The organism is Ditibartonella choladocola, from assembly GCF_002007565.1.
GTDB lineage: Bacteria > Pseudomonadota > Alphaproteobacteria > Rhizobiales > Rhizobiaceae > Bartonella > Bartonella choladocola.
Genome location: NZ_CP015625.1, coordinates 1,527,180 through 1,551,210 on the forward strand (window position 1 = coordinate 1,527,180; position 24,031 = coordinate 1,551,210).

Below are 24,031 nucleotides of genomic sequence, written 5' to 3' on the forward strand. Positions count from 1 at the left end.
TTTCGGGGGTCAAGCTGCCAATTTTCGATACGAAATTGAATATGCCACCACTATAAGAAAACAAACGAGAGGCAAACCATAGGAATAATGGGTTCCGAATGCATCTGAAAGCCGTCCCATAAAATATGGCAGAATAGCACCACCGACGATTGCCATAATCATATACGAGCTACCCATCTTGGTGTGAGAACCGAGATTTTTAACTCCCATCGCAAAGATTGTCGGAAACATAATCGACATAAAAAAGAAAATTCCGATTGCGGCAATAACCGAGATGTAATTGCAACCGATCAAAATGACTGCGCATAAAATCGTATTGATAATCGCATAGATGCACAGCAATTTTACAGCGTTTATTTTAATCATCAAAGCTGTCGTTATGAATCTGCCTGCCATAAAGGCCAACATTGCGATCGACAAATAATAGGCGGCGTTCTGACTCGTGGCGTTAGGCCATGTTTCCACTGTCAGGTTAATGAAGAATGCGCCAACTCCCACCTGCGCCGCCACATAGAACAGAAGCGTTATAACCCCTGTCACAAATTCTTTATGTGACCACATTGACGCGTGATGGGTTTTGGCGTTGGCTCCATCGCGCTCGCTTTCTAACAAGCGTAAATCAGGTAAAGGTGTTTTCAGAAACAGGAAAATAAGGCCGACAACAGCACAAGCAATCACAACGTAAGTCAATGTTACAGCGTCGAAATTCCCCTGAGCATCCGGCGCGACAGTTTTGAAAAAGAACATCCCTCCTATCAACGGCCCGATAAACTGCCCAAGTCCGTTAAAAGACTGAGAAAGATTGAGCCGTTGCTCGGCTGTTTCCGGATTTCCGAGTGCCGACGAATATGGATTGGCAGATGTCTCCAGAAATCCCAAGCCAAGAGCCAGAACAAACAGCGCAAAAAGAAAGAAGTAAAAATTCATTACAATAGATGCTGGTACAAACAATAAGGCTCCCAGAGCATATAATGAAAGTCCCATTATGATGCCCGATTTATAGCCACGTTTCGAGATAAATATCCCTGCCGGTAATGCGACCACAAAATAGGCTCCGAAATAGGCAGCTTGAATGAGACCGGATTGCGCTTTTGAAATCTGTAGCGCTTCCTGGAAATGCTTGTTCAATACGTCAACAAGCCCGTAAGAAAGCCCCCACATGAAAAACAGTGTTGTGACAAGAATAAATCCCGTCAGATATTTTGGCTCTGTTATCTTTGCCTTCATAGATTTCCTCCCAGAGTGACTAACGGCAATCCGACAAATCAAAAATTTTCGTCATCCCGACCCATTTTTGATCCGGTTTTGCGACGCCAAGCGGCTTTTGAAATTGTGACATTAACGCTTCCCATTTTTCGTTAACCGGATCATTTTCCGCTATTTCTTGAGCTTCTTCGGGATTAAAATCATCGGCGACTTCCATAATCATGAATAACCGATTTTCGACTTGCCAGATTTGCATGTCTTTAATGCCGCGCCGCTTTATATTGGCCGCAACTTCCGGCCAAATATGCTCGTGATATTGTTGATATAACTTCATTTTTTGGGGATCATCGACAAGATCCAAAGCTTGACAAAACCGTTTCATTCAAGGCTCCTCGATCAAACTGTGAGCGCCCGATCGAGGTGCGTATATCCTCCATCGACGTAAAGATGCTGACCGGTTGTGTGAGATGCTCTGTCCGACAAAAGAAAAACAACAGTGTTTGCTATTTCGTCCACTGTCGTCATTCGTTTTCCAAGAGGAATGTTGGCAGTGATTTTTTCAAGTTGCTCTTGTGGATTTTTGAACGTTTTAATCCATCTTTCATAGAGCGGTGTCATGACTTCGGCGGGGATAACCGCATTGACGCGAATACCGTCATTCACCAGCGCGGCAGCCCATTCACGTGTCAAGGCCAACCGGCCGCCGTTGGCCGCCGCATATCCGCTGGTATGTCCCTGTCCCGTAATTGCGGTTTTCGACCCGATATTAACAATCGAGCCACGCGTTTTGACCAAATGGGGCAAGGCATAATGAGCCATTGTAAAATAATGTACGAGGCTTTTCTCAAGAGATTGTCGAAATTCCTGAACGGAGTTTTCTATTCCTATATTATCGTTGACACCTGCATTATTGACCAGTCCGTCGATCCTGCCGAAACGCGTTGCTATCTCCTGAACATTATTTGCGCAGGCCTGCTCATCCATTAAATCGGATTGACCGAACCAGTAACGGGCACCATTTTTCTTTAGCTTTTCGACAAAATCATCATGCAAGGCCGATCGGCCGATAATCGCAACAATTGCCCCTTCGGCTGCGAGATTGAGCGATATTGCTCCGCCAATTCCTGCTCCGCCACCGGTTACGATAATTACTTTGTCCTTCAGATGAAGATCCATTATTCCACTCCCGTAATTATGTTTCTAAAGTCTGTAAATTTGCTTGGGAGTTTGTTCCTCCACAATCAGCCTTTCATTCCCGTCCCAATGTTCTGTCCAGATTTTCCAGTAATCCAAAACACTTGCATAACTTTTGACCACTGACGACACAGGCCAATCCGAGCCCCATAAGAGGCGTTCCGGCCCGAATGTTTCATAAACAAAATCGGTGTAACGACGAAAAGTATCAGGCGGAACATCCCCTCCCGCTTCAAGCATCAATCCGGAAATCTTTAAACATACATGATCCATTCCGGTGAGTTGCAGAACCCGGTTTTTCCAGTCAATGAATGCTTCTTCATCTCCGAATATCGGTTTTGCCAGATGGTCGACGACCAAATAATGTCGATCATGTCGGGAACAAAATTCCAAAGCCGCATCAATATCTTTTTGACGGATCAATATTTCATAGACAAACTCTTCTGCCTGAATGAGGGGCATTGCATAGTGAAGTCCGGAATGTTCACGAAGATAGCTTGACGGGTCAATTTCGTCCTGAATGAGATGCCTGAAACCTTTTATAACGGATTGTTGTTTTGCGTCTGCCAGTTGAAGCTCTGCATCACCATCGAAATCGAACCAGCCAATAACGCCGGCTATTGCTTGATACTTCCGGGCGAGAGTGCACAAAAAATTATTCTCGCCCTGTTTGGGGCGGGCCTGCACGGCAATAACCTTGCTGACTTTATCGCCGATAACAGACAACAGATCATCGACAAGTCGATCGCATTGAATGGAACCCAGATCTCCTGAAATCCATGGAAATTCTGCTTTGTTATAAGACCAGAAATGTACGTGACAATCGATCATCTTGTTCTCCGTCACACGCTATCCGGCAAACGAGTATTTTTTTAACGACTCCGGTTTCATTTCAATAGAAAATCCGGGATCTGCAGGTGCAACATAGGCCGCATTACGGATGATGCAGGGAGAAACGAAATGTTCGTGGAGATGGTCGACATATTCTGTTACCCTTCCCTCCATACTGCCGGAAAAGCAAAGATAATCGATCATGGCGAGATGTTGCACATATTCGCAAAGACCAACACCTCCGGCATGCGGACACACCGGCAGCTTATATTTTGCCGCCATAAGCAATACTGCGAGTACCTCGTTGACACCCCCAAGCCTGCAAGCGTCGATCTGCACGATGTCTATTGCTTCGCGCATGATGAATTGTTTGAAGATAATACGGTTTTGGCACATTTCTCCCGTCGCAACCTTGACCGGGCTGACTGCCTGACGTATGGCACGATGCGCTTCGACATCGTCCGGACTGGTCGGCTCTTCGATAAACCAGGGATTGGCAAAAGAAAGCTGTTTTACCCAATCTATTGCCTCATTTCTTTCCCAGGTTTGATTTGCGTCGATCATCAATTGGCGATCATTGCCAATGATTTCACGCGCAATTTTTATGCGCCGTTTATCTTCTTCGACATCGCGCCCGACTTTTAATTTGACATAATTGAAACCGGCGTCGATTGCCTCTTTGCATAACCTCGCCAATTTTTCGTCGCTATAACCTAGCCAACCTGCCGAAGTTGTATAACAGGGATACCCCTTTTCGCGAAGGATTGCCTCTCTATTCGACTTGTTCGCCGCCCATTTGCGTAATAAATCCGTTGCTTCATCTTCGTCGACACAATCGGTCAAATAACGGAAATCAATACAATTCACCAATTCTTCCGGTGTCATATCCGCAACAAGCTTCCAAACGGGTTTTCCCTCGCTTTTAGCCCACAAGTCCCATATAGCATTCACTACTGCCCCTGTTGCGAGATGGATTGCTCCTTTGTCGGGACCAATCCAGCGAAGTTGACTGTCAGAGGTGAGAGTACGCCACATTTTGCGGGGGCTTCGTTTAATCTCCTCAAGATCCATCCCCACTACCAAATGGCGCATTGCTTTAATTGCGGCGCAGCAAATTTCATTCCCCCGACCGATTGTGAAGGTCAGCCCGTGTCCGCTGAGGCTGTCGTCATCGGACTTTAAAATTACATATGCAGCAGAATAATCCGGATCAGGATTCATGGCGTCGGAACCATCCAGATCTTGTGAAGTCGGGAACCGTATGTCCAAAACGTCCATATCGATGATTTTCGTCATTATTTGTACCTTTGATAAGCGTTCAAGTTAATTGTTCTGTTTGCATCCGATGACATATTTTTTGCTTGTCACGCTGCCGCCTGCTTTTCATAGCCGTATTGGCGGTACACGGAAAATGTAGCGATGAGAGCTGCGCAGACGAGCGTGCATAGGGAGAGAACGACAAGGCCGCCCGACTTGCTTGCCAACAGCCTTTCCGATTCAACACGAATTATCGGAGCAAAAAAACTTCCTATCGCTCCAACCATGGTGCATATGCCTATTCCCGCAGCAAGCGCACTGCCTGATAATACCTGCGGCGGAAATGTCCAGAAAATGGGTTGTACAGCGAGGAAACCGATTGCCGAAAACGAAAGGGCAACAATTGCGAAAGGTGCAGAAGCATAGGCGGAAACAACCAATCCGATCGCTGCAAGGATAACGATCAATGCGGCTACCATCAAACGCAGATGGGGATGTCTATCGGTATAACGCGGTATGTAATAAACTCCGAATATAGCGGCTATATAGGGAATGGATGCGACTATCGACGCTTTGAAGCCTATTGTCGTACCCATAAGAGCGGCAACCTGGGAAGGCAAAAAGAATAACATCCCGTAAACACCGATTTGGAGAAATCCGTATATCAATGCAAGATGCCAAAGTGCCATACTTTTTACGGCTCCACCAAAATGACGCACTTGCTGTTTCTTGCTCTCTTTTGCCAATTGCCCGCACAGTACCGCCCGCTCGTCAGAAGACAAAAATTTTGCATCGTCAGGAGCGTCATCAAGGTAGAAATAACAAAAAATACCGGTGAATACTGCTGGAAGTCCTTCTATTATGAACATCCACGTCCAACCGGCATATCCTAACAAGCCTTCGAGTTCCAGAAGTGCACCGGAGATCGGGGAACCCAATGCGAGGGCAAAGGGAACAGCTAAAACAAAAGCACTTATAACTGTTCCGCGTACTTTATCGGGAAAAAACATTGAAGCTAACAAAAGAATACCCGGATAGAACCCGGCTTCCGCCACTCCAAGGAAAAACCGGAGAAGAACAAATTCATATTCGTTCGTGATAAAGCCGGTTGTCATGGACAACGCACCCCACACAATAGTGGTCATGCTTATCCATTTTCGTGCGCCGATACGATTTAATATCAAATTGGCCGGCACACCGAAAAGCGCATAAGCGGAAAAAAATATTCCGGCCCCCAGAGCATAGGCATTATCGGAAAGATGGAGATCGCTTTGCATTGCATCTTTGGCAAAGCCGATATTTACCCGATCTATAAAAGCCACAAAATAGAGTATGAATAATAATGGCATAAGCCTTACCCATACTTTTGTAACTGTTTTGTTTAATAACGGATCTTGATATGCCGCAATTATTTTCATGGTTATCCTCCCAAAATACCATGTCTGTGGCTTGCAAAGCTTCAGGCACCTCCCGCGCCGGAAGCTATACTATTGAATTCAGTCCGTTAACCGGCGGAAACAACTTTCTGTTTTTGCTCGCCCAAACCGGTGATACCAAGATGCATCGTTTGCCCCGGCTTCAGATAAACCGGCGGCTTCAACCCCAGACCCACTCCCGGAGGCGTACCGGTCGAGATAATATCACCCGCCTGCAAACTCATGAACTGACTGACATAACTGACGATTGTAACAACGTCGAAAATCATCTTTTGCGTATTGCCGTTCTGGTAACGTTTCCCGTCTATATCAAGCCAGAGATCAAGATTTTGCGGGTCTTCAATCTCGTCTTTTGTAACGAGCCAAGGACCGATAGGCCCGAATGTATCGCAACCTTTTCCTTTATCCCATGTCCCGCCGCGTTCGATCTGGTATTCACGTTCGGAAATATCATTGATCACACAATATCCTGCGACATGGTCCATCGCCTGATCTTTTTCGATATAGCGACCGCTTCTGCCGATAATCACACCCAATTCGACCTCCCAATCGGTTTTCTTGGAACCACGGGGGATTTCAACATCATCAAAGGGGCCACTGATCGCACTGGTCCACTTATTGAATATAACCGGTTCGCTTGGGATCGGAGCATTTGTTTCGGCTGCATGGTCGGAATAATTGAGGCCGATACATATGAATTTTCCTGTTTTGGCAACGCAGGGGCCAAGTCGTACCGATCCATCCACAATCGGTAAACTAGATATATCTATATCACGAATTCTGGTTAATTCGTTCTCAAGCACTTCCCCGTCAATATCGCGAACAATGCCTGAAAGATCACGAATATTGTTATCCCTATCCAGAATTCCGGGCTTTTCATATCCTTTTTTTCCGAAACGCAATAATTTCACTTTTATCCTCCTGCTAATTAATTGGTCCAACCACCATCAATCATGTTGAATGTTCCGGTAGTGAACGACGTTTCGTCACTTGCCAGATAAACCGCAAGAGCGGCAATCTCGTTCACATTACCTATCCGTCCCATAGGTTGGCGCGCGACAAATTGTTCATAAACTTCTGCTTCGCTGCGATTTTCAAGCTTGGCTTGCACAGAAATGCGTTGGCGTAACGAAGGTGAATCTACTGTTCCGGGACAAATTGCATTGCAGCGGATACCCTTTTTTACATAATCGGCGGCAACCGAGCGGGTAATTCCCAACACTGCAGCCTTCGTAGCACTATATGCAAAACGGTTTGTTACACCTTTTATGCTGGAGGCTGCGGATGACATATTAATAATGGATCCGCCACCATTTTTCAGCATCAATGGCAAGAACCCTTTTATCATATGAAACATCGAGTCAACATTTATCGAGAATGCCTTTTGCCATTGCGCGTCGTCACATTCTTCGATCGAGCCGGCAGGAACCCATCCTGCACAGTTAAAAAGTACGTCAATTGTGCCTACCTTATGTACAAAAGCGTTAATCGCTTGGCTATCGGTTACATCAAGAACAGCAATTTCTATATCCGGATTTTCCTCCCGAATGGTTGCAAGTAATTCGCTATTAATGTCTGTAGCAATCACTTGCGCGCCTTCTTGTGCAAATTTCAGTGCCGAAGCACGTCCTATACCTTGCGCTGCTGCGGTAATGACACATCTTTTCCTATTGAGGCGCATCGTTCCTCCTTATATGACAGTATTGTCATGTTTATTGGTTAGACCAATTATTTTGGCTAGACCAATTAACAATGGAATTTTAAACTTGGCAAGCACTTTTTTTGGAAACAACCTGATGAATAATTCCCGTTTATACCAATCTATCGCAAATAGAATTGTGCAGGACATAGAAGACGGTTGCTATCATATTGGCGATAAACTTCCGCCTGAACGCGATCTTGCTGAAATACTGAAAGTTAGCCGCACTTCCGTTCGCGAGGCAATTATTGCACTTGAGGTATCGGGTATCGTCGAAGTCAAAGTCGGTAGCGGCGTTTATGTGTTATCGACCAAAAGTGTCCGCTCGCCGAATTTGAAGCGGGAAATCCACTCTCTACTTCAACCTTATCTCAAGTCTAATGGCGACGTAGCTCCATTCGAGCTACTGGAAGCGCGTTTGTACCTTGAACCACATCTTGCCGAAATTGCAGCATTGGAACGCACAGACGAGCAGATGGAAGGAATTAAACAGGCTTACATCATGAATGTCTCGGACAATCTCGAACATTCAAAAGACCATATCGGCGACCGATTGTTCCACATCAGAATTGCTGAAGCGTCACAAAATGCTGCCTACGTTTATTTCCTCGAATATCTTTTAGGACAGCAATATACCGAACTGTTCAGCGGATTACAGAAGCTTTATACGCCAGAGGATATGCCGCTCCGTTCACAGATTGAACATCACCAGATATTGGTAGCAATCGAACAAAGACAACCTGATAGGGCGCGTTCCGCAATGGCGAACCATATCCGGAATGTTATAAACATTTTTTCACGAAAAACCGAATAGAGATTTTCCGATTATTATTGCTTTGCGCCATGAGCCTATGAAGATCAATTTATTCCTGAACAACATACATAAATTTTAAAATATGTTGGCTGAAATCCTGCCGATCAAAGGTGTCATCGCAATGCAAATTCGGACCGGCTTCAATCCGGTTGTTTCGGTTCTGTCTTCTCGGGTTTTCATTTATTTTTCCGGAATATTGTTCAAAACAAACCATTTAATAAAATAGAATAGAAATTTTAAACTTCCAAACAAAAAACATTTTTAAAATGTTTATACATTAAATAATGTTATAATTACATCAATCCTTAAATATAGTTATTTTTATTGATTTTTATTATAACATATTTATATTTATTAATGTTTTTATTTTGAATTCTGGTATCCACACCGGTCAGAAATCAAATAAATTCTGCAATCGGACGGATAGGCAGATTTTTTCCGGTTATCGTTGCAAACAGAACTTCCATTAAAATCATGCAAAAGCGGCATTTTCGACATTATTTCATGTCATAGCCGCGTTTGCGTGTTCCACATCCACTTACAAGTTCGATTTCAAGTTGAAAAATCGTTCTACTTCTCGGTGATTTTCCACGGTGCGGCTTCGTTATGTTGCCAAATACCGCTCTTGTTTTGTCGAGCTTCTTTTTGTGAGACACCATAAAAGCCGTTGGAATATTTTGGCCAATCAATGGCATAGCCATTGCGCACCATCCAGCCTGCTATATCATCCCCTGTGGACGAATAACAAATAGCAATGACATTTCCAGCATTGTCATTGCCACGAGGCTCACATTGAACCGGTTGTAAATTGGTCAACCAATCCGAAAGTGCAGATGCTGCCTGCTTACCACAGTCATAGCCAATACCATCCGCGCTCCGGCATATCTGCCCAAGCTCCGGGGCGTCAACTCCCCACAGTTTTATATGTTGATTGCGGATTTCCAGTGTTTCGCCGTCAATTACATTGATAGCTCCCGTTATCGCTGCGCGACTTTCAGCCAAGGCAGGCAATGACAAAATACACAACAGAAATGAAATGAAAAAGCGCATCGTTCACACCATACTATCTTTCGGAAGTTACCAGAGTTTAGACGTTTCTTACATTATTTCAAAGAATAAATTCGGGCCAAATGAGGTTCTATAAAGCAAAATATTTTGTCTCGTGCGAGCGATAATGGAACTCTCCGCTATAACGCAGCCTTCAGCCAAGCTATCACTTCAATGAGGAGATGCGCTTTTTTCATCGGATGCAAAAAATTCACATTACAATTGTTAAAATAAAAATGGCTCAACATTTATCATGAATTGAGCCATTGAAATCTGAAACTGGCAATCAAGCTTTAGTAAACAACCGCGAAATGAATAGAACCGATTGCACCGGCAAAAATTTTCTTGCCATCTTGTGCAACTTGTTGCACTGCCTTTTGGTCAACTGCAGTGCGATCCCACATTGTACCGCCAATGCTCCCCTGCTTCCAATCAACAGGTTTACCAAGAAGACTTTCGGAATCTTTCTGGTTGTAGATCTTCGCTGTATTATTTTGTAGTGCTTTGAACAATGCATCATCGCCATTCGGGAAGCCGCCAAGCTGGGCAGCCGATTTAACAAGGTCTTTCAGCTTGTCGTCGCTGATTTCAGGCGGGGTGAACACCTGAAAATTGCCAGCCGGAACGCCCTCGAAACCTGCATATTTTGCAGCATCCGCGTCCTTTAATGTACCGGTGAAATATTGCGGATTGGTCATATTCGTGTTGACTTGCTGATTGATAATGCCGGATGCACTGATACCTTTTTCAACAAGTTCCTGAATACGAGACAAAGCGTCGGAAATACGAGGCGACATCACGTTACGATCATCGACACGAACAGATTGTGTCGTATTTTTCGACTGGACAATTTCCTGAATATTCTGGGCTGCTCGCAATCCCGGAACATCAAAACCATGATTGACCAGATTCAAATCGGTTGATGTAACAGATACCATTTTAACCTCCGATATAATGCCGATATGAGCGTGCACTATTCTTTGTTTATAATATAGTTCAAATAGTCAAATTATGCAAATAATCCCGCAAAACTCTGAAAAAGCCGGCTGTCAAACAGAACGGGCACAGCTCCTGAACTGTTCAAGCTCCCATTATTACAAGGGCTTTTTGATAAACATCGATCTGAATATCTCAATTATGTTGATAATAACTGGTATTTTCTTTTATTGAATCAATGATATAAAATCAAATCAAGAAAATTGATTTATAAATATATCATTTAATAATAACAATTATTACAATTTTCTGTCGTTATATTTTGAATTGAATTAAAGATGATTATACCAGTTTAGGCACTTTGGTTTTAATACGAAAATAAAACTGAAAATTGTTTGTTCCGCCTTTTTCATTCGCGGGTGAAAATAGAATTTCCGGCTCCAGAAACGCGGTAAACTTGAATGAAATATGAGGAGATAGATAAGGCTGTTATTATCAATTTTACTTTTCTTTCACATTCAATTGTTTTGCGCTAAGCTGGCATACGTTCAGAGCCAAACGACACGCCCCAAACGACACCGTTTGACCGCTTTACCATTCAACAGCCAGAAACACGCCCAAGGAAATTCCGATGAAACTTTATTATTACGACCATTGCCCGTTCTGTGTCCGTGCCAAGATGACAGCGGGATATAAACAAGTTCCAGTTGAATATATTGTTTTGCTGAATGATGATTCCGAAACGTGTATGCGGCTTGTTCATAAAAAACAGGTTCCTATTCTGGAATTTGACGATGGTTCGGCCATGGTCGAAAGCCTGGATATTGCGCATAAATTTGATGAAATTGGCGAGAAAAGTCGCGTTATTGTTCCGGCAACCGATATTCAAAAGCGGGTCACCGACGAGCTTTCCGAGGTCTCTTCGGATATTAATGCACTGCTTTATCCACGCAATGTAAAAGCATCACTTCCCGAATTTGCTACGAAATCGGCCATTGAATATTTTCAGGCAAAAAAAGAAAAGTCACTCGGCAAATCATTCGATCAGGCTGTGAGTGAAACAGCCGAGCATAAAAAGAATGTTGAAGAGAGACTGGCTACTTTGTCTTTTAATCCCGATAATACAAGTAACAGTCTCAGTTGGGATGATGTCATGATATTTCCGACATTACGCAATTTGACGATTGTAAAAGACATCAAAATGCCACAGCAACTTGAGGATTATGTCAAACATATTTCTGCTCTGACCGGCGTTCAGCTTTATTACGATCGCGCATTATAAGCTCTGTCGGTTTGCCACAAATGCAGATTTTACCTTACATCGCGCCGATTGGCATGTTGTTGTTGTCGAATGTGTTTATGACCTTCGCCTGGTACGGGCATTTAAAATTCACCAACAAGCCATTAATGATCGTCATTATAGCAAGCTGGGGAATTGCATTCTTTGAATATTGCCTTGCGGTTCCCGCAAACCGTTTGGGACACACCGTTTATAGCGCCGCCCAACTCAAAACGATTCAGGAGGTTATAACCCTTTTGATATTTTCCGGTTTTTCGATTCTTTATCTTGGCGAAAAACTGACGATAAACCATTTTGTCGGCTTTGCACTTATTGTAAGCGGAGCCTACTTCATCTTCAAAGGTCCGTTATAATATCGGTTTAGGGCTTTCCAGTTCCTGTTCATGAATGTTATAACGGCAAAAAACCAAAATTATGGAAGAGGATTATCATATGGCAAAGATCAAGGTCGCAAATCCCGTCGTCGAACTCGACGGTGACGAGATGACACGCATTATCTGGCAATATATCAAGGAAAAATTGATCCATCCCTATCTCGACATAGATCTGAAATATTATGATCTTTCGATTGAAAATCGCGATGCGACCAACGATCAGGTAACAACCGACGCTGCAAACGCCATCAAGAAATATGGTGTTGGCGTTAAATGTGCGACAATCACACCGGATGAAGCCCGCGTAAAAGAGTTCAACCTGAAAAAAATGTGGAAGTCGCCGAACGGCACAATCCGCAACATTCTCGGCGGCGTTATTTTCCGTGAGCCGATTATTTGCAAAAACGTACCCCGTCTCGTTCCGCACTGGACAAAACCGATCATTATCGGCCGTCATGCTTTTGGTGACCAATATAAAGCGACAGATTTCAAATTCCCCGGCAAAGGCAAGCTGACAATCAAATTTGTCGGTGAAGACGGAACCGTTATCGAACATGATGTTTATGATGCACCGGGTGCCGGTGTTGCATTGGCTATGTACAACCTTGATGCATCTATCCGCGATTTTGCCCGTGCATCATTCAATTACGGCTTGCAGCGCAAAGTTCCGGTTTATCTTTCCACAAAGAATACCATTTTGAAGGCCTATGACGGCCGCTTCAAAGATATCTTTCAGGAAGTTTTCGATAAGGAATTCAAGTCCGAATTCGATAAATATAATCTCACCTATGAGCACCGTCTGATCGACGATATGGTTGCCTCGTCACTTAAATGGTCCGGCGGATATGTCTGGGCTTGTAAGAATTATGATGGTGATGTCCAATCCGATACAGTGGCTCAGGGTTTCGGCTCATTGGGACTCATGACCTCCGTTCTCATGACACCGGACGGCAAAACTGTTGAAGCCGAAGCTGCTCATGGAACAGTAACCCGCCACTATCGTCAATACCAACGCGGCGAAGAAACATCGACCAACTCGATCGCTTCGATCTTCGCCTGGACACGTGGCTTGGCGCACCGTGCAAAGCTCGACAACAATGACCAGTTGAAGCACTTTGCCGATACACTTGAAAAAGTATGTGTCGATACTGTTGAATCCGGTTTCATGACCAAGGATCTTGCCTTGCTCATCGGACCGAACCAGAAATGGCTTTCAACAACAGGTTTCCTTGACAAAATTGCGGAAAATCTTGCCAAAGCACTTGCTTGAACATTTCCAATTTGAAAAGCAAAAAGCCCCGTTTCGCACGGGGCTTTTTGTTTTTAGCAGGAACAAAAAACGCCGATCAAAGTTTCGTTTCTTGGCACTAAAGCCTTATGAGGCTATTTAAAAGACCGAAACTGATTCTAAAAAAAATATAGGGATGACAATGAATGAACAAGGCTGGTCAACACTTCTTTCAGGTAGAAATGGTGTCCGCTCTGTAACACTTGCAGGCGGGGTTGCTCTGCATGCGGTCAATGTCTACATCGTCGTCACTATCCTGCCCTCCCTTGTTGCCGATATTCACGGTGAGCAATATTATTCATGGGCAGCAACAATTTTTGTGACAGCATCGCTCATCGGTGCATCGCTTGCAGCAAAATTGTTGGCCCGTTTTGGGCCCAAAACCGCTTATGTCCTTTCGGCACTTCTGTTTGCTGCGGGAACCCTTATTTGTAGTGTTGCCCCGACGATGGCAACATTCCTGTTCGGTCGGCTCATTCAAGGTTTCGGTGGTGGCTTTTTGTTGTCACTTTCCTATTCCATGGTGAGAATTGTATTCGACCCTGCGTTATGGCCACGGGCGATGGGGCTCATTTCCGGCATGTGGGGAATTTCGACGTTACTTGGCCCCGCCATTGGCGGCATTTTTGCCGAATACAGCACTTGGCGTGCTTCATTCTGGACAGTTGGTATTCTGGCACTTTTATTTTCCGGCGTTGCGCTTAAAGTTTTGCCCGGCACGACAGAACGTCAAAACGTTTCGGAACGGCTTCCTGTTATCCAGCTTGCTGTTTTGACCGTTATGGTTCTTGTCATTTCGGCTAGCAGTGCAGTGAGCGACAACAATATCAAAATTGCCGGCATAATTATCGGTGCTATTCTGCTTCTTGTTCTTGGGATTATCGACAAACGATCGGAAAATAAAATGCTTCCCGACGGTTCATTTTCAATCCGGTCGATATTTCTGCCGCTTTACGGCCTGATGGTTATTATTTCGGTCGCCGTAAACGGTGCGGAGCTTTATCTTCCCCTGTTTCTTCAGGAACTTCACGGGAGAGGTCCACTTGTTGCAGGCTATATTGCCGCCCTTATGAGTATCGGCTGGACCTGCGGTTCATTGCCAAGTGCCGGAGCTTCGCCGAAAATTGTGCGCAAAATCATCATTCTCGCCCCCGTGATTGATATGCTCGGAATGGCGACGTTGTTCTATTTCATTCCGTCTGAAATGAAGTCATCGGGATTTCTGATTTCGATTTGTCTCGCGCTGTTCCTGATCGGTGTCGGGGCTGGAACGTCATGGCCGCATTTGCTCACCCGCGTATTACAATGTGCTTCCGAAAAAGACGCGACACGTGCCAGTGCATCCCTTACAACAATCCAATTGTTTTCAACAGCTTTAAGTGCAGCACTCGCCGGAAGCATTACCAATCTTGCCGGATTATTCGATCCGGGTGGAGTGAGCGGTATGATTGCGGCTTCCAAAGTGCTGTTTATCTTTCTGATTGTCATATTGCTGCTTGCAGTGCCGCTCGCCTTTATTATTTCTCGCGATATGCTCAACCGGCCGGATGGAAAACATTCAATTAACAAAAGCAATCAGAAACACAACCAGAATAATTAAAAATAGCACATCCATTGAACGCTTGAAGAGCCGGATGGCACGGTAAATATCGGCGGGACGAGCCATTTTTCCGCTATCATTCTGGAATGGTTCGTCAACAGCTTCGCCTGAATAGATCCGTGGCCCCAAAAGCTTGACATCGAGGGCTCCTGCAAAGGCACATTCGGGAAAACCGGCATTGGGTGAATGATGGTGGCGCGCATCTTTTTTCACTACTTCAAGTGACTTTGCAGCAGCTTTCCGATTGATAAAAAGTCCGCTTGTCAGGATAACGATTAACGCTGTCAATCTCGCCGGTATAAAATTAACGACATCGTCAAGCCGCGCCGAAGCCCAGCCGAAATCCTTGAAGCGCTCGTTTTTATAGCCGATCATCGAGTCGGCCGTGTTCACCAATTTATAACAAAAAAGGCCGGGAAGACCGAGGATAAGATACCAGAACACCGGTGCTACAACGCCATCAGAGCTATTCTCGGCAAGGCTTTCAATTGCTGCGCGACAAACCGCACTTTCATCGAGATTTTTTGTTTCCCGCCCGACTATGAGCGAAACAGCGCTTCTCGCTTCGGCAAGCGAACCTTGTTTGAACGCTTTTTCAACTCTAGCGACGTGATCGACAAGGCTTTTTTGCGCAAGGAAGATGGAGGCAACCAGCGCTTCAATGATTATCCCTGTAAACCCTAGTGGAAGCAAAAGCCTATGAACAACAAGGCCAACAATAAAGGTTGCCAGCAACAAGATGAGAAGAGCACCGAGGCCATACCATTTCCTGCGGCGGGAAGACATCGACTTCCTGTTAAATCGCGTTTCAAACCACTTTATCCCTGCCCCGAATGCCGCTACCGGATGAGGGAGTTTGCGCCATAACCAGTCGGGGTCGCCGATTGACCGATCAATCAGGAGCGCCAATAAAAGGATAAAACAGAGACGCTCCACAGCTTTCACGCCTGTTTTAATGCTTTAGCCTGATCGCGTTTTTCAACATACCAGGAGAGAGTAAAAATCGACAGGCCGCAAAATGTGAGACAGCCTCCCAAAATCGCCGTATCCTGATAGCCGAAACCAAGCCGCAAGATTTCCGCGCCCGATTCAGCGCCCAAAGCATTGGCAACGTTGAAAGCCGATTGCATGAGGGCTCCGGCAAGAGTCTGGGCGTTGGCTGCAACATCCATAACGCGCGTCTGGATTGAAGGCATACTGGCAAAAGACGTACCAATCAGGAAACAACCGATAGCAGCCGTAATGCCGGAATGGCAAAGGAAATAAAACAGGAAGAATGTAATTGTGCTCCATAAAAGTGCACAAAACAGCATTCTCATCGGACCGATTTTCACAGCAATTTTAGGGCCCAGAATATTTCCCGTAACCATGCCAAGGCCGATAAGCGGCATGATAAAGGGAACCCAACCTATTGAAAGGCCGGAAACGACAGTCAAAGTCGATTTGATATAGCTGAAAACAGCAAAGAGACCGGCTGTTCCAATGGCGACTGTTGCCAGCATGAACCAGACCTGTTTTTCTTTCAACGCGCTAAGCTCGGTCAGTGGACTTGTTCCCAATGCCGTCGGCAAACTGGGCAGAAAGAAAAACACCAAAATTGCACAAAGGGCTCCGATGCTGCCCACCATAACGAAAGCCATTTGCCATCCAAGTTGCTGACCAAGCCAGGTTGCAAAAGGCGCACCGACAACTGTTGCAATTGTAAGCCCAAGCATAACTGCACCAATTGCCTTGGGGCGATTTTTCATCTCTACCATGGAGGAAGCGGCAATAGAGGCAACGCCAAAATAGATACCGTGGGGCAAACCACTCATAAATCGCAAGCCGACAAGGGCATGGAAGCTCGTCACACAGGCACTGGCAATGTTCGAGAATGCATAAAACAGCATCAAAGCAACCAGAACATATTTCCGCGGATATTTAGCAGTCGCGACAGCCAGAACCGGCGCACCTACGACAACGCCGAGTGCATAGGCCGAAATATATTGGCCGGCAGTCGGTATATCGACACCCGAACTTTTGGCCATTTCCGGTTGCAACCCCATGGACACAAATTCGGATGTTCCAATTGCAAACGCACCGACGGCGAGCGCGAAAATACACAAACGGCGCGTTTTGGCATCAATTCCCGAAGCAACATTGAGTCGATCAATTTTATATTTCATAGCCTAAGAACGAATCCCTGAATGCGTTTGGTTCAAATATCCGGTTTGCCAGTCAACACCCTGTCGGCGCAAGAAAATATCTTCCAAATTCAATCTGTTCAAGGCAGTTTGTTTCCACCACCGTCGCCCCGCTTGCTCTCTTGATAGAAAGCCGAAACGACCGGATTTTTGGTAAATTTACTCGAAAACACATCAAACAGTTACACCGCATTTTCTTTTAGCGTGTAGGATATTTTTTCATCCCTCTATATCTATCAGATGGATAAACGAACCGGCAACATTGTTTATTCTCATTCCCCTTGTACCTAAAGAATGGTCAAGCGCATCATAGGCTTTAAAAAGCGGTATACCGCCTTTTTCATCTACAATGGAAGCATAATGGAATTCGTGTCCTCGAAAGCCTGTTTTTCCGAAAAACTCCCCTTCAGAAACCAAACGGCGATAGCCTAAATGCAGTTTTTTCTGTTTGAAGCTGGTATTCAGTGGCAAGAGACCAAGCATCGGGTGTTTAACACCTTCGCTATCTTCTAATGTTTCCCCCAAAGTCATATAACCACCGCATTCGCCATAAATGGTTTTTCCGGCTTTTGCCATATCAATCATGGCTTTTTTGAACTTCTCTGCTGCCGCCAGTTTTCCGGCAAAAAGTTCGGGATAACCACCACATAAATAGACGCTATCACACTCTTTATCCGGCACTTCATTCGCCAAAGGCGAAAAGAATATGATTTCGGCACCGGCTTTTCTCCAGCCATCAAGCAAATGTGGATAAGAAAAGCGGAAAGCGTCATCACGGCTCACTGCAATACGCTGTCCAAGTGGCGGGATATAATCAATCGCCGCACGAGCAACTTTCTCCCGATTTGAAGTCGATAATGCGATCATCGCCTCAAGATCAACGCTCTCCTTTATGATTTCTGCCGCTTTTCCGATAAAAGCATGAAGATCGGTTCGTTCGGAAGCCTGAACCAGTCCTAAATGACGTGAGGGGAGTGTCAGCGCGTTATTTCTGTAAACAGCGCCAACCACCGGAATATCAAGCGGTTGCAAGGCCGCGCGAAGCATGGCTTCATGTCGGGGACTTCCAATTTTATTCAGGATAATTCCGGCAAAGCGCAATCCCGGCATAAATTCGGCAAAACCTTTGACAAGTGCCGCGACCGAATGTGATTGGCTTGTCACATCAACGACAAAAAATACCGGCAAATCCAATAAACTAGCAAGTTCGGCAGACGAACCCTTGCCGTTGATGGCGCCGTCATAAAGCCCCATCATACCTTCGACAACAAAAAACCTCCGCTCCGAATTGTCGGTAAAATTGATATTTCTTATGAGCGCGTCGCGCATTGCCCAACAATCGAGATTATAACTATCCTCACCTGTTGCCGCTTTATGAAATGCGGGATCTATAAAATCGGGCCCTGCTTTTCGCGGGGCCACGTCTAATCCCAGTTCTTTCAAAGCCCGCATCAATGCCAGAGTGATAACAGTCTTACCGGCTCCCGAATTGGCAGCGCTCACCATAAAGCCATTCATAATGATCTGTTATCCAATTCGTCTTCCAATTCGTCTGTAACACTGTCCGGCGAGAGTTTATCAGCAAGCGAAACAACTTTACCAACGACTACAATTGTCGGTGGTTCAATGTCATGCTCTTTGATTGTTTGTTTTATATGGCCGAGTTCGGTTTTATAAATCCGCTGATTGGAAGTCGTCGCATGCGTGATAAACATGACCGGCTCATCACTCTTGCGCCCCCCTTTGATAAGGTCATCGGCAATTTCATCAATGTGTTTCATCGCCATATAAAACACAAGAACCGGAGCGGCGCGGGAAATTGCTTTCCAGTCAAAAGACTTCGGCACTGTACCGTCTGCATCATGACCGGTTAAAAACAATACACTATGATTGATGGAGCGATGTGTAACCGGAATACCTGCATAGGCAGGCCCTGCTATACCTGCTGTTATTCCGGGAAAAACACGAAAGGGAATATGCGCTTCTATCAAAGCGAGCGCCTCTTCACCACCGCGGCCAAAAACAAAAGGATCGCCGCCTTTCAAACGCAAAACCCGTTTGCCTTCTCTGGCAAGGCAAATCATGCGTTCCGTGATTTCTTGCTGTTTAAGCGAGGGCTTGCCACCGCGTTTACCGGCAAATTCTAAAATTGCGCCTTGCTTTGCAAGCTTGAGGCACGAATGATCGACCAGCGCGTCATAAAGGATGTGGTCTGCCTGTTTAAGTGCATTGACACAATGGAGTGTGAGAAGTCCGGGGTCACCTGGCCCTGCGCCCACCAACCATACATGCCCGGCAATGAACTGTGGCAATTTGAATGGCAAATCTGCCGTCATTTCGGGTCCTTTTGATGGTAAAATCTATAGAAAACAAGAATCAATGCATTATATGTGTTATCTATTGTGCAGTTTCCAACCACTGTAAACGTTTAATTTTCAAGAAATATTGTCAAAATGGCAGACCTGCAAAGCACATTGAAACACAAACCGGAAGGTCCCCTTCGCTTGGGCTGGACAACAGGGGCCTGCGCAACCGCTGCTACCAAGGCAGCGCTCACCGCTCTCATAACCGGTGCTTTTCCCGATCCCGTCGAGATAAGATTACCAAGAGGGCAAATGCCGCAATTTGCGCTATCTCTCAAAAGTCTTGGAGAAAATCAGGCAACAGCAGGAATTATCAAAGATGCAGGCGATGATCCCGATGTGACAGACAAGGCGACCATTATTGCAACTGTCACCCCTGCCTCTCCAAACAGCGGAATTATATTCAAAGCAGGAAAAGGTGTTGGAACTGTTACAAGACCGGGTTTACCGCTTGATGTCGGGGAAGCGGCCATCAACCCCGTTCCGCGCCGCATGATGAGCGAGGTTTGCAAGGAAATTTGTAACAAATATTCTTTTCCGCAAGATCTGGTGATTACAATTTCAGTGCCGGATGGCGAAAATATCGCGCTCAAAACATGGAATCCGCGCCTTGGCATTCTGGGCGGCATTTCCATTCTCGGCACAACCGGTATTGTTCACCCGTTCTCTTGTTCGGCATGGATTCATTCTATTCATAGCGGTATTGATGTCGCCCGTGCAGAAGGGGCAAGCCATGTTCTTGGTGCAACCGGAGCAACTTCGGAAGATGCGGCTCAGGCAATCTACCATCTTCCCGACTATGCCATATTGGATATGGGAGACTTTGTCGGTGCCGTGTTAAAATATTTGCGTCACCACCCGATCGATAAACTCACAATTGCAGGCGGTTTTGCAAAATTGACAAAACTCGCGCAAGGGGAAATGGACCTTCATTCTTCCCGCTCCCAAGTCGACAAGACATTTTTGTGGAATGTTGCAAAGAATGCCGGCTTGAACCAATCTTTCAAGAACTTCATCGAAAATGCGAATACTGCGAAAGAAGTGCTTGATATTGCTACAAAAGAAGGAATTGATATTGCCACTCCTATTGCGCTTCAGGCAAAACATATTGCTGAAGAAACACTAAGGGGTGCGCCGGTTGCTATCGAAATCATTGTGACCGACAGAAAGGGAAATATTCTTGCGAGAAAGTAGGACAGTTTTATTATTGGGTGGCACCAGCGAAGCCTATGCTCTCGCAGAAAAATTTGCCGAAGAGAACTATCCTGTTCTTTCGTCTCTCGCTGGCCGCACAATGCATCCGAAAATTCCGGCGGGGCGATACCGCATTGGCGGGTTTGGCGGCATTGACGGGCTTATCAATACAATCGAAAAAGAAAATATAGGGCTTATTGTTGACGCAACCCATCCTTTTGCCGAAACAATGACCGATCATGCCTGGCGGGCAGCGCGCGCGGAAAAAATCGGCTATATCCGGTTCGAGCGTCCGCTTTGGCAAGCGGCGAAAGAAGACAAGTGGCTGACGGTGAATAATATTGCGGAAGCCGTTGCCGCTATTCCAGTAAACAGCCGATGCTTTCTTGCGATAGGGCGCCAGCACATCAATGAATTTCTGCTGCGCAAAGATGTTTCATTTGTCGCACGTATGGTCGAGAAACCGAAAAATTTTGTTCCCGAAGCCAATATAGAAATTGTGCTTGGTAAACCGGAAAATGAACAAGAAGAATATGATTTTCTCGTCAACCATCATTCTGATTGTCTCGTGTGCAGAAATTCCGGTGGGACTGCCTCTTTTCCAAAGTTGAAGGCTGCGCGCAAACTCGGCCTTCCGGTGATTATGATAACCAGAAAGCCCCTGCCCGATGTTGTCACTTTGAGTGCGGAAAAAGATGTTATCGACTTGGTGCAGAAGTTTTACCAAGCGGACCGTGCGGAAAAGCATAAAGAGACGAACGGCTAAGCTTTTCCGGCCGAAGTGCTTTCCCGACAAAGATGATTGCGGTTTTTTCTATTTTTTCTTGCGCTATCTTTTCATGAATATCGGCAAGTGTGCCTGAAATGATTTTTTCATCCGGCCAGCTTACATGATAGGCAACAATAACGGGGCAATCGGCGCCGTAAATCGGCAATAATTCTTTCCGGATGGCGGCAATATTTTTTGCCGAAAGATGAATTGCCATTGTCGCTTTTGCTTGTCCTAAATTTGATAATGTCTCAAGTTCCGGCATGGGTGAAGAATTGACCGATGTCCGTGTCAAAATGACCGATTGGTTTAGCTTTGGAAGTGTCAATTCCTGCTTTATGGCTGCCGCTGCTGCCGCATAGGAAGCCACCCCCGGTACCACCTCGTAATTGATCGCAAGCTTGTCGAGTGCTGCCATCTGTTCGGCTATTGCGCTATAGATAGAAGGGTCGCCGGAATGAAGCCTTGCAACATCCTTTCCTTCTCTTTCCGCTTTGACAAACTCTTCGACAATGGCATCAAGGTCAAGATGGCCGGTATTGACACGGCGTGCTTCATGAGGAATTTCGGCAATCAATTCATCCGAAAGAAGGGAGCCCGCATAAAGGCAGACCGGACAACGTTTTATGAGATTAAGCCCGCGCACTGTAATGAGATCATATGCCCCCGGACCTGCGCCAATAAAATATACTGTCATTCTTCCTTCCGTCCTGCCACAGCAATGGTAAGCCCACCAATTTTCGTCTTTTCAATGAGCAAAATACCACCTTTACCTGAAGCCGCCAAAGCCGCAGCTTCCGCAACGCCATGGCAGCCCGTATGTTGAAAAACAATATCGGAAGGGTTCTTGAGAAAACAAGTCATTGTTTCCAACTCTTCAGACGAAAATGTAAGGAGAGGAACAGAAAGACGTTTCAAAGCGCTTAAAATAAGCCCGTTGGATTCTTTACCTTCAAGCGTTGAAAAAGCCGCAACATTCCATTTTTCGAGAGTTTCGAGAGCCTTTTCCATGTCACCCGTTGTGGCAGATGATGAAATGCCTATGCCCACAAAAACCGGCATAGAGCTTCTATCGACCATATCCGGTTTCGCCTTTCAAGCGCGTTCTTTGACGGTGTTATAAATCCGCTCTACCTCTTGTGAGGGAACACCGAGAATGGCTGCTATCCGATGGATGAGCGCAACTTCATCAGCGTCGACATGATTATCGGCAGCGGCAATTGTCATCAAATTCTCGATAAGTGCAATACGCCTATCCGGCGCCAATTCGCCAAAGAGAGCCGCAGCCTGACCGGTTGTTGTTTCATAGCCATAATCATAAAGATATTGGATGACATCCGGCAAAGCATCGGGAGATACGCCAAATTGTTGTTCGGCAATTTTTGAAAAAGCAGCGGTTTCGCTTGGTGTATGTTTGCCATCGGCAAAACCCAAATGAATGAGCAAGAGAAGTTCGGCCGCTGTTGCCGGATTTTCTGCCACTTTACGAACCGAATTATGACGGGAAAAATAATTTGCGATGCTGTCAAACATGCGAAACTCCGCTTCTTGCCACGTTAGAAGAGCTGAACTAAAAGCAGAGCTTGCCAATATTGCATAAAAAACACAAGTGCATGAATGCAACGTTTGACGTTTCTTTATCGAAATTATTCTATTATTCCTTATTCTATTCTGTTCAGGTAATATTCGCAAATGCTGGAATTTCTTTCTGACCCGACTGTTCTGATTTTGATTTTTGCCGGTTTGCTTGCCGGTTTTATAGACTCGATTGCCGGTGGCGGTGGCCTCATCACCATCCCTGCCCTTATGCTTTCGGGCCTTCCGCCTGTCGAAACATTGGGCACAAACAAGTTGCAGGGACTTTTCGGCTCATTTTCTGCAATGGTCGCCTATGCCCGTGGTGGACATGTCAATATCAGGAAACAAATCCTCCAAGCCGCCATGGCCTTTATCGGAAGTATTATCGGCGCACTGGTTGCGACCCTTATACCCGTCAAATTATTTCAAGCACTGCTGCCCGTTCTGCTCATTGTTGTTGCCTGTTATTTTGCATTCAAGCCGAACCTTAACGACATTGATAAACAGGAGCGGATGCGGCCAATCATCTTTTCGCTGACTATGGCGCCTCTTGTCGGCTTTTACGACGGCATATTCGGTCCGGGTGCCGGTTCTTTCTATATGCTTGCCTTTGTTTCCCTGTCAGGGTTCGGAATCCTCAAAGCGACAGCCCATACGAAACTGTTGAACTTTTCATCCAATCTCGGTGGTTTCCTGACCTTTGCCGTCATGGGCTCGATCAATGTAAAAATCGGCATTGCTATGGGAATTGCCCAATTTATCGGTGCGCAAATGGGGGCACGCGTTGCCATGAAAACCGGTGCCAAGCTCATAAAACCATTATTGGTCATTGTATGCGTTATTCTTGCCTATAAACTCTTACAAGCTCATGACAATCCGTTGCGGCAATGGCTGAATCTCTGAGAGATAAAAGCTTGTCTCTCAAAATTCCATCATAGGGCTTTTAAAAAACCGGTTCGCAC

At 45.5% G+C, this 24,031-nt stretch carries 25 protein-coding genes; 8 read left to right on the forward strand and 17 right to left on the reverse strand.

Going from position 1 to position 24,031, the window contains the following annotated elements; translation table 11 throughout:
* Nucleotides 1-9: 9 nt before the first annotated feature.
* The 8 genes from fucP to BBC0122_RS06830 all read right to left on the reverse strand — a co-directional run bounded on the left by fucP (nt 10) and on the right by BBC0122_RS06830 (nt 7,605).
* Nucleotides 10-1,227, reverse strand: a complete 1,218-nt coding sequence (gene fucP, locus BBC0122_RS06795) for an L-fucose:H+ symporter permease (RefSeq protein WP_077992407.1) — start codon at nt 1,225-1,227, stop codon at nt 10-12.
* 19 nt (nt 1,228-1,246) lie between these two features.
* Nucleotides 1,247-1,588, reverse strand: a complete 342-nt coding sequence (locus tag BBC0122_RS06800; RefSeq protein WP_077992408.1) for an L-rhamnose mutarotase — start codon at nt 1,586-1,588, stop codon at nt 1,247-1,249.
* Between the two features lie 14 nt (nt 1,589-1,602).
* Complete coding sequence (locus tag BBC0122_RS06805; RefSeq protein ID WP_077992411.1) at nt 1,603-2,382, reverse strand: SDR family oxidoreductase; 780 nt, start codon at nt 2,380-2,382, stop codon at nt 1,603-1,605.
* Nucleotides 2,383-2,406: 24 nt separating this feature from the next.
* Nucleotides 2,407-3,231, reverse strand: a complete 825-nt coding sequence (locus BBC0122_RS06810; RefSeq protein WP_077992413.1) for an amidohydrolase family protein — start codon at nt 3,229-3,231, stop codon at nt 2,407-2,409.
* A gap of 18 nt (nt 3,232-3,249) precedes the next feature.
* Nucleotides 3,250-4,527, reverse strand: a complete 1,278-nt coding sequence (locus tag BBC0122_RS06815; protein ID WP_077992415.1) for an L-fuconate dehydratase — start codon at nt 4,525-4,527, stop codon at nt 3,250-3,252.
* 68 nt (nt 4,528-4,595) lie between these two features.
* Complete coding sequence (locus BBC0122_RS06820) at nt 4,596-5,906, reverse strand: MFS transporter (protein ID WP_077992417.1); 1,311 nt, start codon at nt 5,904-5,906, stop codon at nt 4,596-4,598.
* 86 nt (nt 5,907-5,992) lie between these two features.
* Nucleotides 5,993-6,835: a fumarylacetoacetate hydrolase family protein gene (locus tag BBC0122_RS06825; protein ID WP_077992419.1), complete on the reverse strand. Its 843-nt coding sequence runs from the start codon at nt 6,833-6,835 to the stop codon at nt 5,993-5,995.
* A 17-nt stretch (nt 6,836-6,852) separates the two neighbouring features.
* The gene (locus BBC0122_RS06830) at nt 6,853-7,605 is read right to left on the reverse strand and encodes an SDR family oxidoreductase (protein ID WP_077992421.1); all 753 of its coding nucleotides are present in this window, start codon (nt 7,603-7,605) and stop codon (nt 6,853-6,855) included.
* Nucleotides 7,606-7,720: 115 nt separating this feature from the next.
* Here BBC0122_RS06830 and BBC0122_RS06835 point away from each other — a divergent pair, with 115 nt between their 5' ends.
* Nucleotides 7,721-8,437 (forward strand): FadR/GntR family transcriptional regulator, encoded by a 717-nt coding sequence (locus BBC0122_RS06835; protein WP_077994558.1) that lies wholly within the window; start codon nt 7,721-7,723, stop codon nt 8,435-8,437.
* A 570-nt stretch (nt 8,438-9,007) separates the two neighbouring features.
* On the opposite strand, the gene BBC0122_RS06840 is transcribed toward BBC0122_RS06835, so the two are convergent.
* Both BBC0122_RS06840 and BBC0122_RS06845 read right to left on the reverse strand, forming a co-directional pair.
* Nucleotides 9,008-9,487 (reverse strand): thermonuclease family protein, encoded by a 480-nt coding sequence (locus tag BBC0122_RS06840; RefSeq protein ID WP_077992423.1) that lies wholly within the window; start codon nt 9,485-9,487, stop codon nt 9,008-9,010.
* A 290-nt stretch (nt 9,488-9,777) separates the two neighbouring features.
* A complete protein-coding gene (locus BBC0122_RS06845) occupies nt 9,778-10,422 on the reverse strand; it encodes a hypothetical protein (RefSeq protein WP_077992425.1) in 645 nt (214 codons plus the stop codon).
* Between the two features lie 629 nt (nt 10,423-11,051).
* Here BBC0122_RS06845 and grxB point away from each other — a divergent pair.
* The 4 genes from grxB (at nt 11,052) to BBC0122_RS06865 (ending at nt 14,982) form a co-directional block, all read left to right on the forward strand.
* Nucleotides 11,052-11,702, forward strand: coding sequence for a glutaredoxin 2 (gene grxB, locus BBC0122_RS06850; RefSeq protein WP_077992427.1), 651 nt, complete (start codon nt 11,052-11,054; stop codon nt 11,700-11,702).
* A 20-nt stretch (nt 11,703-11,722) separates the two neighbouring features.
* Complete coding sequence (locus tag BBC0122_RS06855) at nt 11,723-12,073, forward strand: DMT family protein (RefSeq protein WP_077992428.1); 351 nt, start codon at nt 11,723-11,725, stop codon at nt 12,071-12,073.
* 79 nt (nt 12,074-12,152) lie between these two features.
* A complete protein-coding gene (locus BBC0122_RS06860) occupies nt 12,153-13,364 on the forward strand; it encodes an NADP-dependent isocitrate dehydrogenase (RefSeq protein WP_077994560.1) in 1,212 nt (403 codons plus the stop codon).
* A gap of 160 nt (nt 13,365-13,524) precedes the next feature.
* Complete coding sequence (locus BBC0122_RS06865) at nt 13,525-14,982, forward strand: MFS transporter (protein ID WP_077992429.1); 1,458 nt, start codon at nt 13,525-13,527, stop codon at nt 14,980-14,982.
* On the opposite strand, the gene cbiB is transcribed toward BBC0122_RS06865, so the two are convergent.
* The 4 genes from cbiB to cobA form a co-directional block, all read right to left on the reverse strand.
* Nucleotides 14,941-15,918: an adenosylcobinamide-phosphate synthase CbiB gene (gene cbiB, locus BBC0122_RS06870; RefSeq protein WP_077994562.1), complete on the reverse strand. Its 978-nt coding sequence runs from the start codon at nt 15,916-15,918 to the stop codon at nt 14,941-14,943. The two genes, BBC0122_RS06865 and cbiB, sit on opposite strands and share 42 nt — an antisense overlap.
* A 5-nt stretch (nt 15,919-15,923) precedes the next feature.
* Nucleotides 15,924-17,147: an MFS transporter gene (locus BBC0122_RS06875; protein ID WP_077992430.1), complete on the reverse strand. Its 1,224-nt coding sequence runs from the start codon at nt 17,145-17,147 to the stop codon at nt 15,924-15,926.
* 237 nt (nt 17,148-17,384) lie between these two features.
* On the reverse strand, nt 17,385-18,683 hold the full coding sequence (locus BBC0122_RS06880; protein ID WP_077992431.1) for a cobyrinic acid a,c-diamide synthase CobB: 1,299 nt from the start codon (nt 18,681-18,683) through the stop codon (nt 17,385-17,387).
* Nucleotides 18,680-19,501, reverse strand: a complete 822-nt coding sequence (gene cobA, locus BBC0122_RS06885; RefSeq protein ID WP_077992432.1) for a uroporphyrinogen-III C-methyltransferase — start codon at nt 19,499-19,501, stop codon at nt 18,680-18,682. Before cobA ends, BBC0122_RS06880 begins: the two co-directional genes overlap by 4 nt.
* A 117-nt stretch (nt 19,502-19,618) precedes the next feature.
* On the opposite strand from cobA, the gene BBC0122_RS06890 reads away from it, so the two are divergent.
* Both BBC0122_RS06890 and BBC0122_RS06895 read left to right on the forward strand, forming a co-directional pair.
* On the forward strand, nt 19,619-20,722 hold the full coding sequence (locus BBC0122_RS06890) for a cobalt-precorrin-5B (C(1))-methyltransferase (protein WP_077992433.1): 1,104 nt from the start codon (nt 19,619-19,621) through the stop codon (nt 20,720-20,722).
* Nucleotides 20,709-21,488: a cobalt-precorrin-6A reductase gene (locus tag BBC0122_RS06895; RefSeq protein ID WP_188318006.1), complete on the forward strand. Its 780-nt coding sequence runs from the start codon at nt 20,709-20,711 to the stop codon at nt 21,486-21,488. The genes BBC0122_RS06890 and BBC0122_RS06895 overlap by 14 nt, the downstream gene beginning before the upstream one ends.
* Here BBC0122_RS06895 and cobM read toward each other — a convergent pair.
* Genes cobM through BBC0122_RS06910 form a run of 3 tightly spaced genes read right to left on the reverse strand, consistent with a single transcriptional unit; the run spans nt 21,421 to nt 23,024 of the window.
* On the reverse strand, nt 21,421-22,188 hold the full coding sequence (gene cobM, locus BBC0122_RS06900; protein ID WP_077992438.1) for a precorrin-4 C(11)-methyltransferase: 768 nt from the start codon (nt 22,186-22,188) through the stop codon (nt 21,421-21,423). The genes BBC0122_RS06895 and cobM overlap by 68 nt on opposite strands.
* Complete coding sequence (locus BBC0122_RS06905) at nt 22,185-22,571, reverse strand: cobalamin biosynthesis protein (protein ID WP_077992441.1); 387 nt, start codon at nt 22,569-22,571, stop codon at nt 22,185-22,187. Before BBC0122_RS06905 ends, cobM begins: the two co-directional genes overlap by 4 nt.
* 15 nt (nt 22,572-22,586) lie before the next feature.
* Nucleotides 22,587-23,024, reverse strand: coding sequence for a tellurite resistance TerB family protein (locus tag BBC0122_RS06910; protein ID WP_077992443.1), 438 nt, complete (start codon nt 23,022-23,024; stop codon nt 22,587-22,589).
* 159 nt (nt 23,025-23,183) lie between these two features.
* On the opposite strand from BBC0122_RS06910, the gene BBC0122_RS06915 reads away from it, so the two are divergent.
* The gene (locus BBC0122_RS06915; RefSeq protein ID WP_077992446.1) at nt 23,184-23,972 is read left to right on the forward strand and encodes a TSUP family transporter; all 789 of its coding nucleotides are present in this window, start codon (nt 23,184-23,186) and stop codon (nt 23,970-23,972) included.
* Nucleotides 23,973-24,031 lie beyond the last annotated feature (59 nt).